The organism is Escherichia sp. MOD1-EC6842, assembly GCF_002965705.1.
GTDB classification, from domain to species: domain Bacteria; phylum Pseudomonadota; class Gammaproteobacteria; order Enterobacterales; family Enterobacteriaceae; genus Escherichia; species Escherichia ruysiae.
This window is the reverse complement of record NZ_PTRF01000003.1, coordinates 146,326-161,486: the sequence shown is the minus strand read 5'-3', so window position 1 is coordinate 161,486 and position 15,161 is coordinate 146,326. Positions and strand designations below refer to the sequence as shown.

At 50.3% G+C, this 15,161-nt stretch carries 11 protein-coding genes and 1 tRNA gene; 8 read left to right on the top strand and 4 right to left on the bottom strand.

Going from position 1 to position 15,161, the window contains the following annotated elements; translation table 11 throughout:
• Positions 1-98: 98 nt before the first annotated feature.
• A tRNA-Gly gene (locus A7Z29_RS05095) sits at positions 99-172 on the bottom strand.
• A 78-nt stretch (positions 173-250) separates the two neighbouring features.
• Entirely contained in the window at positions 251-1,006 is a 756-nt protein-coding gene (gene actS, locus A7Z29_RS05090) for an amidase activator ActS (RefSeq protein WP_010347985.1), read from the bottom strand.
• A 389-nt stretch (positions 1,007-1,395) separates the two neighbouring features.
• Between actS and xdhA the strand changes: the two genes are divergently transcribed.
• From xdhA to xdhC, 3 genes are read left to right on the top strand one after another with little or no spacing between them, the layout of a single operon-like run.
• The gene (gene xdhA, locus A7Z29_RS05085) at positions 1,396-3,693 is read left to right on the top strand and encodes a xanthine dehydrogenase molybdenum-binding subunit XdhA (RefSeq protein ID WP_105289879.1); all 2,298 of its coding nucleotides are present in this window, start codon (positions 1,396-1,398) and stop codon (positions 3,691-3,693) included.
• 10 nt (positions 3,694-3,703) lie between these two features.
• Positions 3,704-4,582, top strand: a complete 879-nt coding sequence (xdhB, locus tag A7Z29_RS05080; protein ID WP_000459212.1) for a xanthine dehydrogenase FAD-binding subunit XdhB — start codon at positions 3,704-3,706, stop codon at positions 4,580-4,582.
• On the top strand, positions 4,579-5,058 hold the full coding sequence (xdhC, locus tag A7Z29_RS05075) for a xanthine dehydrogenase iron sulfur-binding subunit XdhC (RefSeq protein WP_001016617.1): 480 nt from the start codon (positions 4,579-4,581) through the stop codon (positions 5,056-5,058). Before xdhB ends, xdhC begins: the two co-directional genes overlap by 4 nt.
• A 39-nt stretch (positions 5,059-5,097) precedes the next feature.
• On the opposite strand, the gene A7Z29_RS05070 is transcribed toward xdhC, so the two are convergent.
• A complete protein-coding gene (locus tag A7Z29_RS05070) occupies positions 5,098-6,876 on the bottom strand; it encodes a sigma-54 interaction domain-containing protein (RefSeq protein ID WP_032226135.1) in 1,779 nt (592 codons plus the stop codon).
• 479 nt (positions 6,877-7,355) lie between these two features.
• On the opposite strand from A7Z29_RS05070, the gene ygeW reads away from it, so the two are divergent.
• The 5 genes from ygeW to arcC are packed head-to-tail and all read left to right on the top strand — an operon-like array spanning position 7,356 to position 13,483.
• The gene (ygeW, locus tag A7Z29_RS05065; protein WP_000859787.1) at positions 7,356-8,543 is read left to right on the top strand and encodes a knotted carbamoyltransferase YgeW; all 1,188 of its coding nucleotides are present in this window, start codon (positions 7,356-7,358) and stop codon (positions 8,541-8,543) included.
• A 57-nt stretch (positions 8,544-8,600) separates the two neighbouring features.
• Positions 8,601-9,797 (top strand): diaminopropionate ammonia-lyase, encoded by a 1,197-nt coding sequence (gene dpaL / locus A7Z29_RS05060; protein ID WP_000110494.1) that lies wholly within the window; start codon positions 8,601-8,603, stop codon positions 9,795-9,797.
• A 56-nt stretch (positions 9,798-9,853) separates the two neighbouring features.
• Positions 9,854-11,065 carry a YgeY family selenium metabolism-linked hydrolase gene (locus A7Z29_RS05055; RefSeq protein ID WP_001107129.1) on the top strand — a complete coding sequence of 404 codons (1,212 nt, stop codon included), beginning with the start codon at positions 9,854-9,856 and terminating at the stop codon, positions 11,063-11,065.
• A gap of 52 nt (positions 11,066-11,117) precedes the next feature.
• Entirely contained in the window at positions 11,118-12,503 is a 1,386-nt protein-coding gene (gene hyuA, locus A7Z29_RS05050) for a D-phenylhydantoinase (RefSeq protein WP_105289878.1), read from the top strand.
• Positions 12,504-12,550: 47 nt separating this feature from the next.
• Positions 12,551-13,483, top strand: a complete 933-nt coding sequence (arcC, locus tag A7Z29_RS05045; RefSeq protein WP_105289877.1) for a carbamate kinase — start codon at positions 12,551-12,553, stop codon at positions 13,481-13,483.
• 39 nt (positions 13,484-13,522) lie between these two features.
• Here arcC and yqeB read toward each other — a convergent pair whose 3' ends face one another.
• Entirely contained in the window at positions 13,523-15,148 is a 1,626-nt protein-coding gene (gene yqeB / locus A7Z29_RS05040; RefSeq protein ID WP_105289876.1) for a selenium-dependent molybdenum cofactor biosynthesis protein YqeB, read from the bottom strand.
• Between the last annotated feature and the right edge of the window lie 13 nt (positions 15,149-15,161).

Here is a 15,161-nt window from a genome sequence, read left to right as displayed (position 1 = left end):
TTTGATTATTGTTATTTGATTCAGCCATACCTGATGTGAGTACATTAAAAGAATGGAACGTTTCGATAAAAAAGAAAAATAAATGAGGATATAAAAACTGGAGCGGGCGAAGGGAATCGAACCCTCGTATAGAGCTTGGGAAGCTCTCGTTCTACCATTGAACTACGCCCGCTTTGAGATGCGTAAGGCATTATAAACCTTACGCTCTTCTTAGCAAGTGCCTTGCTACTGACTGCTGATTAATTCACCATCAGCACTTTGGTTTGCTGCCCTGTGGCGGCAAGTAGCGCAAAGGATCAATCGCCGTAGCACGGTAACGAATCTGGAAATGTAACCGCACGGATTCAGCATCCGTACTGCCCATCGTCGCTATCTTTTGCCCAGCCTTAACATTTTGCCCATTGTTTACCAGCATCGTGTCGTTATGAGCGTAGGCAGTGATGTAATCTTCACTGTGTTTAATCATGATGAGATTACCGTAGCCACGTAATTGGTTACCGACATACACAACCTTGCCGGCGCCAGCTGCATATATTGGTGTCCCGCGCGCTGCAGCAATATCAATCCCTTTATTGCCGCCATCCGCCATTGAGTAAGGCATGATAACTTTTCCACTCGCTGGCCATATCCAGCAGCGTTGTCCGACGGGTGGCCATGAAGATTTCGGAACCACTGGCGGTGGAGTGACTGACGCTGTTTTCGTCGTTGATTTGGCTGTATTTTTTCTCGAGCTGCGGTTACTTTTTGCCCCACCAAGCTTCAACTTTTGACCAACTTCGATGGTATAGGGTGGAGAAATGCCGTTGAGTCGGGCAAGTTCTTTTACGCTTGTTCCCGTGGTGCGTGAAATACGATAAAGCGTATCCCCCCGTTTCACGGTGTAAACGGAGCCGGAATACGTTCCTGTGTCTGATGATTTGCTACCAGAACAGCCCGCCAGAAGCAGCCCTGCCGATAACAGCATCACGATACCCAGCGTTTTTTTATTCGGGCGTCCTGCGCTCAAAATCTTTCCTCGCTCAAAAAACAAGACGCTATATCATAGCAGCCACCTGTCAGATACCCAATCCATTGCTCGGAAAATGGATGTACAAATCAAGAATTGTGAATGAATCCATTAGGATAGCGATCCCCCATTTGCACATCGTCATAACGAAAAAGAGAGCCCCCTGAGTGTCGCCTAATATTCATTTATCACAATGATTTTTATCACACTCATATTGATACACTGCCCTCTCTTTCTTTGCTGATAAAAACGCATCATCCCTGGCGTTTTATTAACAACATCACACTTCCCTCCTCCCACCATGTTTATAGTCGTTTCTGGCGTAATTCTTGCCTGCAAAGACTAAATCATAGCCATAAGAACCAAATGTTCAAATCAAGGGGATTTCTATGGAAGCGCGGGAAGCAACCGCTACAGGTGAATCATGTATGCGCGTAGATGCCATTGCTAAGGTTACCGGGCGGGCACGATATACAGATGATTATGTTATGGCAGGCATGTGTTACGCAAAATATGTACGTAGCCCTATCGCACATGGTTATGCCGTAAATATTAACGATGAAAAAGCCAGAAGCCTGCCGGGCGTACTGGCGATTTTTACCTGGGAAGATGTACCGAATATCCCATTCGCGACGGCAGGACATGCATGGACGCTTGACGAAAATAAACGCGATACCGCCGATCGCGCACTGTTAACCCGCCATGTTCGTCATCATGGTGATGCTGTTGCCATCGTCGTAGCCCGCGATGAGCTCACGGCAGAAAAAGCGGCGCAACTAGTCAGCATTGAGTGGCAAGAATTACCCGTTATCACCACGCCAGAAGCGGCACTGGCAGAAGACGCAGCACCAATCCATAACGGCGGCAATTTACTTAAACAAAGCATGATGTCGACAGGCAATGTCCAGCAAACAATCGATGCGGCAGATTACCAGATCGAGGGGCATTATCAGACACCGGTCATTCAGCATTGCCATATGGAAAGTGTGACCTCTCTGGCATGGATGGAGGATGACTCGCGAATTACCATCGTCTCCAGTACGCAGATCCCGCACATTGTTCGCCGTGTTGTCGGTCAGGCGCTGGATATTCCCTGGTCATGTGTGCGAGTCATCAAACCGTTTGTCGGTGGCGGTTTTGGTAATAAACAGGATGTGCTGGAAGAGCCAATGGCGGCATTCCTGACCAGCAAGCTCGGTGGTATTCCGGTGAAAGTTTCCCTTAGCCGTGAAGAGTGTTTTCTCGCAACCCGAACCCGCCACGCCTTTACCATTGATGGACAAATGGGCGTGAACCGTGATGGTACGTTGAAAGGTTATAGTCTGGATGTTCTGTCCAACACCGGCGCTTACGCCTCTCACGGTCACTCCATCGCTTCCGCAGGCGGTAATAAAGTCGCTTACCTTTATCCTCGTTGTGCTTACGCTTACAGTTCAAAGACCTGCTATACCAATCTGCCCTCGGCTGGCGCGATGCGCGGTTATGGTGCACCGCAAGTCGTTTTTGCTGTCGAATCAATGCTGGATGACGCCGCTACTGCGCTGGAACTAGACCCAGTAGAAATTCGTTTACGTAATGCCGCTCGTGAAGGCGATGCAAATCCACTCACGGGCAAGCGTATTTACAGCGCCGGATTACCAGAGTGTCTGGAAAAAGGACGAGAAATCTTTAAATGGGAAAAACGCCGTGCAGAGTGCCAGAACCAGCAAGGCAATTTACGGCGAGGCGTTGGCGTTGCCTGTTTTAGCTACACCTCTAACACCTGGCCTGTTGGTGTAGAAATCGCTGGCGCACGCCTGTTGATGAATCAGGATGGAACCATCAACGTACAAAGCGGTGCGACGGAAATCGGTCAGGGTGCCGACACAGTGTTCTCGCAAATGGTGGCGGAAACCGTGGGTGTCCCGGTCAGCGATGTCCGCGTAATTTCGACACAAGACACCGACGTTACCCCCTTCGACCCCGGTGCGTTTGCGTCACGGCAGAGCTATGTTGCCGCGCCAGCGTTGCGCAGTGCGGCGTTGCTGTTGAAAGAGAAAATCATCGCTCACGCCGCAGTCATGCTACATCAGTCAGCGATGAATCTAACCTTGATAAAAGGCCATATCGTGCTGGTTGAAAGACCGGAAGAGCCATTGTTGTCATTAAAAGATCTGGCAATGGATGCGTTTTATCATCCCGAGCGTGGCGGACAGCTTTCTGCAGAAAGCTCCATCAAAACCACCACGAACCCACCAGCGTTTGGCTGTACCTTTGTTGATCTGACGGTCGATATCGCGCTGTGCAAAGTCACTATCAACCGCATCCTCAATGTTCATGATTCGGGGCATATTCTTAATCCGCTGCTGGCAGAAGGCCAGGTACACGGCGGGATGGGAATGGGCATTGGCTGGGCGCTATTTGAAGAGATGATCATCGACGCGAAAAGCGGTGTGGTACGTAACCCAAATCTGCTGGATTACAAAATGCCGACCATGCCAGATCTGCCACAACTGGAAAGCGCATTCGTCGAAATCAATGAACCGCAATCCGCATACGGACATAAGTCACTGGGTGAGCCTCCGATCATTCCTGTTGCCGCAGCTATTCGTAACGCGGTGAAGATGGCTACCGGTGTTGCAATCAATACACTGCCGCTGACGCCAAAACGGTTATACGAAGAGTTCCATCTGGCAGGATTGATTTGAGGATAACATCATGTTTGATTTTGCTTCTTACCATCGCGCGACCACCATTGCCGATGCCATCAACCTGCTGACCCACAATCCGCAGGCAAAACTGCTCGCCGGTGGCACTGACGTACTGATTCAGCTCCACCATCACAATGACCGTTATCGCCATATTGTTGATATCCACAATCTGGCGGAGCTTCGGGGGATTACGCTGGAGGAAGACGGCGCGCTGCGAATCGGCTCCGCGACGACATTTACTCAGCTCATTGAAGATCCGTTAACCCAGCGTCATCTTCCGGCGTTATGTGCTGCGGCTTCGTCAATTGCCGGGCCACAGATCCGTAATGTCGCTACCTACGGTGGAAATATTTGCAACGGTGCCACCAGCGCAGATTCCGCCACGCCAACGCTGATTTATGAGGCGAAGCTGGAGATCCACTCACCGCGAGGAGTTCGTTTTGTCCCGATAAATGGCTTTCACACCGGGCCGGGCAAAGTATCTCTTGAGCATGACGAAATCCTTGTCGCCTTTCATTTTCCGCCGCAACCGAAAGAACATGCTGGTAGCGCGCATTTTAAATATGCCATGCGCGACGCGATGGATATTTCAACGATTGGCTGCGCCGCACATTGTCGGCTGGATAATGGAAGTTTCAGTGAATTACGCCTGGCATTTGGTGTTGCCGCTCCAACGCCGATTCGCTGCCAACATGCTGAACAGGCTGCACAAAACGCGCCCTTGAACCTGCAAACGCTGGAAGCCATCAGCGAGTCTGTCCTGCAAGACGTCGCCCCGCGTTCCTCATGGCGTGCGAGTAAAGAGTTTCGTCTGCATCTTATCCAGACGATGACCAAAAAAGTCATTAGCGAAGCCGTCGCTGCGGCAGGGGGAAAACTGCAATGAACCACAGCGAAACAATTACCATTGAATGCGTCATTAACGGAATGCCTTTTCAGCTCCGCGCCGCGCCGGGTATGCCGCTTTCAGAACTGCTCCGTGAACAAGGATTACTTAGCGTCAAACAAGGATGCTGCGTTGGAGAATGCGGCGCGTGTACTGTGCTGGTTGATGGCACCGCGATAGATAGCTGCTTATACCTTGCCACCTGGGCTGAAGGAAAAGAGATCCGCACACTGGAAGGCGAAGCAAAAGGCGGCAAACTTTCTCATGTACAACAGGCTTATGCGAAATCAGGCGCGGTACAGTGTGGCTTTTGTACGCCCGGGTTGATTATGGCCACCACGGCAATGCTGGCAAAACCACGCGAGAAACCATTAACTATTACGGAAATTCGTCGCGGCCTGGCGGGAAATCTTTGTCGCTGCACCGGTTATCAGATGATTGTGAATACAGTGCTGGACTGCGAGGAAACGAAGTAAAACGAAATCCGGCCTGAATGCAGGCCGGATTTACGGCGGTTACGCGCTTAACAATTCATATTTTTTAATCTTACGATAGAGCGTAGCAATGCCGATGCCCAGTTCATCAGCGACTTGCTTCTTGCTGTTATGACGTGAAAGCGCCTCGCGGATCATCTGTTTTTCCATCTCCTCCAGCGCCGTACCACCAGCATCATCAAGTGCCAAATGTGCTTCGCTGGCTTCTGGGCTCTCACTTTGCTCTGTCACGCCGTTATTTACCAGATTGGGCGGCAGGAGTGTGCTGTCAATGACTTCACCTGAAGGAACAACGTTGACCAGATATTCCATCAAATTGCTTAGCTCTCGCAGGTTTCCAGGCCAATAATGCTTACGCAGCAACTCAACAACATCAGGAGCAATGCCAGGATAAACCGACCCCAGACGACGGGTATGCAGATGTAAAAAGTAATGCACCAGCAGTTCAATATCTTCCTGACGTTCACGCAAAGGCGGCAACGTTATCGGAATAACATTCAGGCGATAGAAGAGATCCTCACGAAACTTACCTTCAGCAATAAACTGAGCCAAATTCTGGTTAGTTGCAGAAATGATGCGAATGTCGACCTGTATTGGGCTGCTGGCACCAATCGGCAGAATTTCACGCGCCTCAATAGCTCGTAACAATTTTGCCTGCAACATTAATGGCATATCGCCAATTTCATCGAGAAACAGCGTGCCCGTATTCGCCGCCTGAATCAGCCCTGTTTTTCCGTTGGCAGAAGCCCCCGTAAAAGCGCCTTTGACATAACCGAACAGCTCACTTTCCAGAAGCTGCTCCGGGATCGCGGCACAGTTGATAGCAATAAAGGGTTTATTCCGTCTTCCACTCAACTTATGGATTGCACGAGCGACAACTTCTTTACCGGTGCCACTTTCCCCGACCACCATTACGCTGGATGGGCTGGGCGCGATACGGCTAATGAGCCGTTTTAATTGCCGCATAACCCGGCATTCACCCACTAATTGTTCTATATGCGGTTCATCAGAAACGTTCGCCACAGAAAAACTGGTATGTGACTGGTGAAACGCCATCAAAAATAACTGTCGCCCTTGGATGTTATGCAACTGACCAATGATTAATTCACTTTTATCATCCCACGAAACGATATGTTGCATATGTCCATGAGTAAAATTACTCTCAAATGTTAATGGTCTGAAACGAATAGGTTTCCCAACCATATTATTTTGAGCAACACCAAGAGTTTTTAATGCAGTCTGGTTAACAAACTGAATACGATTGTCTTCATCAATAACTAACACTCCCTGATCCATATTATCGATCATGGTAGCGAATATTTTACTTATATTATCTCCTGGCCCCTGATCTTCCAGAAGTTTCGAGACAAAAATAGTAGATATATGGCGAACGTAATCTGAAAATTCGCGTAAATTATCACTGATATGTTCTTGTTGCTCATGAGTAACAGCAATCAAACTTATCACTCCGACACAACGATCCTGCAGAATAACGGGCGTGCCCAGGAATGCCTTTTCACGACAATTTTCTTTACTGTCACAACCTTCACAAAGGGGATCGAAGCGAGACTGTGTCACAACCTTTTCGGTTTTGGTTTCCAGGACATAGCGGAGCAAGCGTGAATTACCACTTAGCTGGCGACCAAGAAATTTCCCATATGCGCCAGTTCCAGCGACGCGACACAAGTTTTCATCAACGATCTCAACCTCAAGCTGCAAAACGCTGGCTAGCATTCTGGCAAAACGCTGAATTGTTGGTTGAATTTGCATCAATACTGACTGCGTAGTAACAAGCTCCATAGCTTTACCTTCCAGAATCACTTAAAAGTCGATCATTGAAGACGTTGATGGTTCACAGGTCATGACGATATTAACTCAGACAAATATAGCTTTGCTAAAAACATAGGATTTTTATCACTTTCTAATGAAATTATGGAAGTGATATCACATTTCTATATCAATATGAGAATTACAGGACTGCATTTATCAAACTGACGACAATTCTCCTCTCCCTTATATCTTATTTATGATACTTAGCAGCAAATAAATAACGGCAGAAAAAAAGCCAATCGTTTCCGTATATTTTTATGCTCTATAGTGCAATGTTAATTTGTGATCAGCTCCACATATTATCCGTCAAATTACTCTTTCGCAGCCGCGTGAATAATTCTGGCACACTTATTGTTAGTCCCAGGTATAGCTGTGAAAACACCAATCACTTTGGCAAGTCACAGTGAAATAAACCACTTTGCCTGTCATTCCACTATCGGGACTTTATGATGAAAACTGTTAATGAGCTGATTAAGGATATCAATTCGCTGACCTCTCACCTTCACGAGAAAGATTTTTTGTTAACGTGGGAACAGACGCCAGATGAACTGAAACAAGTACTGGACGTTGCCGCAGCGTTAAAAGCACTGCGTGCTGAAAACATCTCGACCAAAGTCTTTAATAGTGGATTAGGTATTTCCGTATTCCGCGACAACTCCACCCGTACCCGCTTCTCTTATGCTTCCGCGCTTAACCTGCTCGGTCTGGCACAGCAAGACCTTGATGAAGGTAAATCACAAATCGCTCACGGCGAAACCGTTCGCGAAACCGCTAATATGATCTCTTTCTGCGCCGACGCTATCGGTATTCGTGACGATATGTATCTGGGTGCAGGTAACGCCTATATGCGTGAAGTTGGCGCGGCACTCGACGACGGCTACAAACAGGGCGTGCTGCCGCAGCGTCCGGCTTTAGTGAACCTGCAATGCGATATCGACCACCCAACGCAGTCGATGGCTGACCTGGCATGGTTGCGTGAACACTTTGGTTCGCTGGAAAACCTGAAAGGTAAAAAAATCGCCATGACCTGGGCCTATTCACCAAGCTATGGCAAACCGCTCTCTGTACCGCAAGGCATCATCGGTCTGATGACCCGCTTCGGTATGGATGTCACCCTGGCTCATCCGGAAGGTTACGACCTGATCCCGGATGTCGTTGAAGTGGCGAAAAACAATGCTAAAGCATCCGGCGGCAGCTTCCGTCAGGTCACCAGCATGGAAGAAGCGTTTAAAGATGCAGACATCGTTTATCCGAAGTCATGGGCACCTTATAAAGTGATGGAAGAGCGTACTGAACTGCTGCGCGCTAACGATCACGAAGGCCTTAAAGCTCTGGAAAAACAGTGCCTGGCGCAGAACGCGCAACACAAAGACTGGCATTGTACTGAAGAGATGATGGAGCTGACCCGTGATGGCGAAGCCCTGTATATGCACTGCCTGCCGGCCGATATCAGCGGCGTATCCTGTAAAGAAGGTGAAGTCACTGAAGGTGTATTCGAAAAATACCGTATCGCGACCTACAAAGAAGCCAGCTGGAAGCCTTATATCATCGCCGCGATGATCCTGTCCCGTAAATACGCCAAACCGGGTGCACTGCTCGAACAACTGCTGAAAGAAGCGCAAGAACGCGTGAAATAACCCCTCGGGCCGATCGACAGATCGGCTCTCTATTTACAGAGGCCAAAAGGATAGGATATGTCCGTTTTCTCATTGAAGATTGATATCGCCGATAACAAATTTTTCAACGGCGAAACATCACCGCTCTTTTCGCAAAGCCAGGCAAAACTGGCGCGCCAGTTCCACCAGAAGATTGCTGGCTATCGCCCAACACCGCTTTGTGCGCTGGACGATCTCGCAAACCTTTTTGGTGTGAAGAAAATTCTCGTTAAGGACGAATCAAAACGATTCGGTCTGAACGCCTTCAAGATGCTCGGCGGTGCGTATGCCATCGCTCAGTTACTGTGCGAAAAATATCATCTTGATATCGAAACGCTGTCATTTGAACACCTGAAAAATGCTATCGGCGAAAAAATGACCTTTGCGACCACCACCGACGGCAACCACGGTCGCGGTGTCGCATGGGCAGCGCAGCAACTTGGGCAGAATGCGGTGATTTACATGCCGAAAGGCTCCGCTCAGGAACGCGTTGACGCCATTCTGAACCTCGGTGCCGAGTGCATCGTCACAGACATGAACTATGACGACACCGTTCGCCTGACCATGCAACACGCACAGCAGCACGGCTGGGAGGTGGTGCAGGATACCGCCTGGGAAGGCTACACCAAAATCCCAACCTGGATCATGCAGGGCTATGCCACGCTGGCAGATGAAGCCGTCGAGCAAATGCGTGAAATGGGCGTAACCCCAACGCACGTTCTGCTGCAAGCCGGCGTCGGCGCGATGGCTGGTGGTGTGTTGGGTTATCTGGTCGATGTCTACAGCCCGCAAAATCTGCACAGCATTATTGTTGAACCGGACAAAGCTGACTGTATTTATCGCTCTGGCGTCAAAGGCGACATCGTCAACGTTGGCGGCGATATGGCGACGATCATGGCGGGCCTGGCCTGCGGCGAACCTAACCCGCTGGGCTGGGAAATCCTACGTAACTGCGCCACTCAATTCATCTCCTGCCAGGACAGCGTTGCCGCATTAGGTATGCGCGTGCTGGGTAATCCGTATGGCAACGATCCTCGCATCATCTCCGGTGAATCTGGCGCTGTCGGTTTGGGCGTTCTCGCGGCGGTTCATTATCACCCGCAACGACAAAGCCTGATGGAAAAACTGGCACTGAACAAAGATGCCGTGGTGCTGGTTATCAGCACTGAAGGCGACACCGACGTGAAGCACTACCGCGAAGTTGTCTGGGAAGGCAAACACTCTGTAGCACCTTAATCACACTATTGGAACAGCTCCCCGCAAAACGGGGAGTAAAAAACTGGAGAAAAATAATGGCTAAGAATATTCCATTCAAACTGATTCTTGAAAAAGCAAAGGATTACCAGGCAGACATGACTCGCTTCCTGCGCGACATGGTTGCGATTCCCAGTGAAAGCTGTGACGAAAAACGCGTAGTGCATCGTATTAAAGAAGAGATGGAAAAAGTTGGTTTCGATAAAGTTGAAATCGACCCGATGGGCAACGTTCTCGGTTATATCGGCCACGGCCCGCGTCTGGTTGCGATGGATGCTCACATCGACACCGTCGGCATTGGCAACATCAAAAACTGGGAATTCGACCCGTACGAAGGTATGGAAACTGATGAGCTGATCGGTGGTCGCGGTACTTCCGACCAGGAAGGCGGCATGGCGTCTATGGTATATGCCGGTAAAATCATAAAAGACCTCGGTCTGGAAGATGAATATACCCTGCTGGTTACCGGTACGGTGCAGGAAGAAGACTGCGACGGTCTGTGCTGGCAGTACATTATTGAACAATCTGGCATTCGCCCGGAATTTGTGGTCAGTACTGAACCGACTGATTGCCAGGTATACCGTGGTCAGCGCGGTCGTATGGAAATTCGTATTGATGTTCAGGGCGTTAGCTGTCACGGTTCTGCGCCAGAACGCGGTGATAACGCCATTTTCAAAATGGGACCGATTCTTGGCGAATTACAAGAACTGTCCCAACGTCTGGGTTATGACGAATTCCTCGGCAAAGGTACGCTGACCGTTTCTGAAATTTTCTTTACCTCCCCAAGCCGTTGCGCTGTAGCAGACAGCTGCGCAGTTTCTATTGACCGTCGTCTGACCTGGGGTGAAACCTGGGAAGGCGCGCTGGACGAAATCCGCGCCCTGCCAGCAGTTCAAAAAGCGAATGCTGTCGTTTCTATGTACAACTATGACCGTCCGTCCTGGACTGGCCTGGTCTACCCAACCGAATGCTACTTCCCGACCTGGAAAGTGGAAGAAGATCACTTCACTGTTAAAGCCCTGGTGAATGCCTACGAAGGTCTGTTTGGCAAAGCGCCGGTCGTTGATAAGTGGACCTTCTCAACTAACGGCGTATCCATCATGGGTCGTCACGGCATTCCGGTGATCGGCTTTGGCCCAGGTAAAGAACCTGAAGCGCACGCGCCAAACGAAAAAACCTGGAAATCACACCTGGTGACCTGTGCCGCTATGTACGCTGCAATCCCGTTAAGCTGGCTGGCAACCGAATAATTATTCTTAACTTATTCCCCTCCGGTTCGCCGGAGGGTTTTTGGAGTTTGCTATGCGCGTATTGATCAAAAACGGCACTGTCGTGAACGCAGATGGACAAGCAAAGCAGGATTTGTTGATTGAAAGCGGGATTGTTCGCCAGTTGGGCACCAATATTTCGCCGCAGCTCCCTTATGAAGAAATTGATGCCACTGGCTGTTACGTTTTCCCTGGCGGCGTGGACGTCCATACGCATTTTAATATTGATGTCGGCATTGCGCGCAGTTGTGATGATTTTTTTACCGGTACTCGCGCAGCCGCGTGTGGCGGTACAACAACCATTATTGACCATATGGGATTTGGCCCAAATGGCTGCCGGTTACGCCATCAACTGGAAGTTTATCGTGGTTATGCCGCCCATAAGGCGGTCATCGACTACAGCTTTCACGGTGTGATCCAGCACATTAATCACGCCATCCTCGACGAAATCCCGATGATGGTCGAGGAAGGGCTGAGCAGTTTTAAACTCTATTTAACCTATCAATATAAACTCAACGATGATGAAGTGTTGCAAGCATTACGCCGCTTGCATGAGTCTGGCGCCCTGACCACTGTGCACCCGGAAAATGACGCAGCTATCGCCAGCAAGCGGGCGGAGTTTATCGCCGCAGGGTTAACCGCGCCACGCTATCACGCCTTGAGTCGACCTCTGGAATGCGAAGCTGAAGCTATCGCCCGCATGATTAATCTGGCGCAACTTGCCGGCAACGCCCCACTCTATATCGTCCATCTGTCTAACGGCTTAGGTCTGGATTACCTGCGCCTTGCCCGCGCGAATCACCAGCCTGTCTGGGTTGAAACTTGTCCGCAATATCTTCTGCTGGACGAACGCAGTTACGATACAGAAGACGGAATGAAATTTATCCTTAGCCCACCGCTGCGCAATGTTCGCGAGCAGGACAAACTGTGGTGTGGCATCAGCGATGGTACGATTGACGTGGTGGCGACCGATCATTGCACCTTCTCGATGGCTCAACGCCAGCAAATTTCTAAAGGCGATTTCAGTCGCTGCCCAAATGGCTTGCCCGGTGTGGAAAATCGTATGCAATTGCTGTTCTCCAGCGGCGTAATGACCGGACGTATCACACCGGAACGTTTTGTTGAGTTAACCAGCGCGATGCCCGCCAGGCTGTTTGGCCTGTGGCCGCAAAAAGGATTATTAGCGCCCGGTTCCGATGGCGACGTGGTGATTATCGACCCACGTCAGAGCCAACAAATTCAACATCGCCATCTCCACGACAACGCCGACTATTCGCCCTGGGAGGGCATTACCTGTCAGGGCGCAATTGTCAGAACGCTATCCCGTGGTGAAACGATTTTCTGCGACGGAGCCTTCACAGGCAAAGCCGGACGCGGTCGTTTCCTGCGACGCAAACCGTTTGTCCCTCCCGTGCTCTAACCACTACCAGGGATCTATACACAATTAAGAATGATGAGTGAGGAAAAATGAGTAAGAAAATTGTTCTCGCCCTCGGCGGGAATGCGCTGGGCGACGATCTGGCCGGACAAATGAAAGCGGTAAAAATTACGTCTCAGGCAATTGTTGATTTAATTGCCCAAGGACATGAAGTTATCGTCACTCATGGTAATGGGCCGCAGGTAGGCATGATTAACCAGGCATTCGAAGCTGCCGCAAAAACGGAAGCACACTCGCCAATGCTGCCAATGTCTGTCTGTGTCGCCTTAAGCCAGGGATACATTGGATACGATCTACAAAACGCCTTAAGGGAAGAGCTGCTTTCTCGTGGTATTCATAAACCTGTAGCAACGCTGGTTACTCAGGTCGAAGTCGACGCTAACGATCCGGCATTCCTCAATCCGACCAAACCGATCGGGTCGTTCTTTACCGAGCAGGAAGCCGAGCAACTGACAAAACAGGGTTACACCCTGAAAGAAGACGCGGGGCGTGGCTATCGTCGTGTAGTAGCCTCACCAAAGCCTGTTGATATTATTGAAAAAGAAACGGTTAAAGCTCTGGTAGATGCAGGTCAGGTTGTGATCACCGTTGGCGGTGGCGGTATCCCTGTGATTCGTGAGGGTAACCATCTGCGCGGTGCCAGCGCGGTTATCGATAAAGACTGGGCCAGCGCCCGTCTGGCAGAAATGATCGATGCCGATATACTGATCATTCTGACTGCGGTAGAAAAAGTGGCCATTAACTTCGGTAAAGAGAATGAGCAGTGGCTCGACCGCCTGTCATTGGCCGATGCAGAACGCTTTATCGAAGAAGGTCATTTTGCGAAAGGTTCTATGCTGCCGAAAGTAGAAGCTGCCGCCTCGTTTGCTCGCTCTCGCGCTGGTCGTGAAGCACTGATTACCGTATTGAGCAAAGCGAAAGAAGGGATTGAAGGCAAAACCGGAACGGTGATTTGTCAGTAAGTCAGAGGCCGGGTGGTAATACCATCCGGCCGTTTTCATTTAAGCCACTTCCAGCACTTCTTCTGTCGCTTTAACGCCCTGATGCATCAACATCATTAACGCCTCAAGGACACCGCCGCCAATCGCCCTGGCTTTATCTGAAACACTGGTGAAATCGGCCGTTTCGCCACGAGGATCGATATCACCGATTTTAAAACCACCGACCACCGCCAGTCCGTCGTTCAACAAGCCACGCACCATCCCCGTCAACGGCGCTTTAATTTCATGCTCACCAATCCAGGCAATCACATCGCCCTCTTTCACCAGATCGCCTAATTTCACATTGGATCGCATAATGCCTGCCGCCGGAGCACGGATCACACGTCGGGTGGTGTGCCCCATGATATTACCGGGAACACCGGTATTCTCCTGTGCACAACCGGAGTAAATCACCTGACCGAGCCAGTGCCCGCGATTCGTTTCAATTACCGCATGGCAATCTTTCCCTGCGGTAAACCCCGGCCCAAGCGCGATTGTCACCGGTGCCATATCTGCACACGTACCCAAATTCTGTTTCGCAAGAATAGCGTCCACAACGCAGAGAGGTTTCAGTTCATCAAGCAATAAACAGGCGGGATCTACCATTACCGGGATGAATCCGCGTTCGGTAAGTTTCATCGCCTCCGCAGAGCTGGTTGCCAGGCGGGCTGTGACGCCTTCGACCGTCATTTCGCCGTCGAACACGGCCTGGGCAAACGCCACGGTACAACGAATCACCGTTGGCTTTTCCACTTCCAGCATGATCACTTTGAACCCCGCATGATACAAGCGTAACGCCACACCACTGGCGATATCTCCCGCGCCGCGAATTACCACCAGTTGGTGTCCGGAAGGATGCGTAGGTTTCATCATCAGCCCACCCGGCGCGTTATTTTTCACCTGTAATATTTCTGCCAACACGCTGATGGCGATCTCCTGTGGCGTTTCCGCACCAATGTTGTAACCAACCGGCGCGTGTAAACGGGCAATATGTTCTTCAGCCACGCCTTTCTCACGCAATTGACGCAGGAAAAGCTGCACCTTGCGGCGACTTGCCAGCAAACCCAGCCATGCAATGGGCTGTTCAATGAGTTTATCGAGGGCTTCACGATCCTGATTATTCGTGGCAATCAGGACAAAATTATCAGGGCGAATCTCCAGTGCTTCTACTGCCGCGCCAAACGAATCGGCATGGAGAAGCGTAGTTGACGGCGGGAAAAGTTCAGGATTGAGGCTTTCGCGATAAATATCGGCAACGGCGATATCAAACCCTAATAGCGCAGCACTCTGGGCAATCGCCCGGTTGACATGCCCCGCGCCGATCAACACCAGACGTGGTCTCATACCATGCACGCTGATAAACACTGACATTGCGCCTCCGCAATCTGACCCGACGGCATCCGCGCCGTTACGAGCCATGCGCCCGTGGAATAATCGCGGCTTACGTTCCTGCAATGCCTGAAGCGACTCTTCAATCACCTTCCGCTCAACCATTCCACCACCAATTGTACCGACGATAGAACCATCGGCGCGCACTAACATTTGTGCAGAATGGCGGGGTGTAGAACCTCGGCTATCCACAATTTGCGCCATCGCAAACGGACAATTTTGCTCTTCGAGTTTTGCAGCCTCTGTGAAAATATTCATACCAACCTCAATG